Origin of the sequence: Pseudomonas fluorescens (assembly GCF_902497745.1) — a bacterium.
Taxonomy (GTDB): domain Bacteria; phylum Pseudomonadota; class Gammaproteobacteria; order Pseudomonadales; family Pseudomonadaceae; genus Aquipseudomonas; species Aquipseudomonas fluorescens_BM.
This window is the reverse complement of sequence record NZ_CABVHJ010000069.1, coordinates 1-1,111: the sequence shown is the minus strand read 5'-3', so window position 1 is coordinate 1,111 and position 1,111 is coordinate 1. Positions and strand designations below refer to the sequence as shown.

Here is a 1,111-nt window from a genome sequence, read left to right as displayed (position 1 = left end):
TGGCGAGCGTATCGACCCGGTGCTGGGTGGCTATCACTTGGGCAATGGCTACCGCCTACAGCCCTGGTCTGCGAGAAACGCAGAAGCTGACCTGGCACAAATCCGCGGTCAGAGGGCTGAAAGCACGTAAGTAGAGTGCCTATGAACAGTTGCCGTTCTGTGACGTGGCTGATGTATTCCGCCTTGTTAACGAACAATGCCATTTTCTTCCTGTCATGAAACCCCTGCAACCGCGCTGTGCCAAAAAAGGAAGCGGATGCTGACAGTTTGACGGCTACCTGATTGGCACTAACGAGTACGAAGCTCACCATGTATTTGACATCTGGTACCGCAACACGTCGGATATCATACCCATTATGAGATTTTTTTTGCCGGGCAGCAATAAATGCCTTTGAGAGGCTTGAGCGGAGTGCGGTGAAAGTCGCACGCTCCGTTCTTAGGAGAGCACAGTCAGGCAACTGCCTGTGTTTATTCTACTATATGACCGTTTTGACTGATCGACAGCAAAACCCCAGTTTTTTTCTGTGCAATGGTTAATTAAATATAAGTTTCCACCAAACAAAAAAAGGTAATTAATGTGGCGTATACAAAAGAAAGTCCAGGGGTGTGGTTTTCGATGAAGCAAGTTCATCCGGGCGATATTTATATGGTGATCGCCGCAGACTTGGATCGGAATTCCGCTTACACGGTGGGGAATTACTTTTCAGCTACCCAATCATTTCTCTGCAGTGGAGATCCCGTCACGTATTACCCTGCTGGGAATATGTCAACAGATAACTGGACGTGGGTTGGACATCAATTTACAAAAGGCAATCCGGGGATATGGAAGAGGGGGCAGCAAGTTAATCAGGGTGACACTTATTTGGTGACCCCCGCAGACCACTCCAGGAATTCCGCTTACACGCCAGGGAATTATTTTGTAGCCGCAGGCTCATTTTCCTGTAATGAGGGCGTCACAAATTACCCAGTCGGGGATAGTTCAGGCGATTACTGGACGTGGGTTGGAAATCAGCAATATCCGCCGAATACAAAAGGCAACCCGGGGATATGGAAGCAGGGGCAGCAAGTTCATCCGGGTGACATTTATATGGTAACTCTCGCAGACCATGCC

At 48.9% G+C, this 1,111-nt stretch carries 1 protein-coding gene and 1 pseudogene; both read left to right on the top strand.

Features of this window, described 5'->3' with window-relative positions:
* Positions 1–71: 71 nt before the first annotated feature.
* Positions 72–276, top strand: a pseudogene (locus tag F8N44_RS32005) (hypothetical protein); the annotation flags it as partial.
* A gap of 340 nt (positions 277–616) precedes the next feature.
* Positions 617–1,111, top strand: a 495-nt coding sequence (locus F8N44_RS32000) for a hypothetical protein (RefSeq protein WP_224794865.1), incomplete at its 3' end; no start/stop codon positions are given.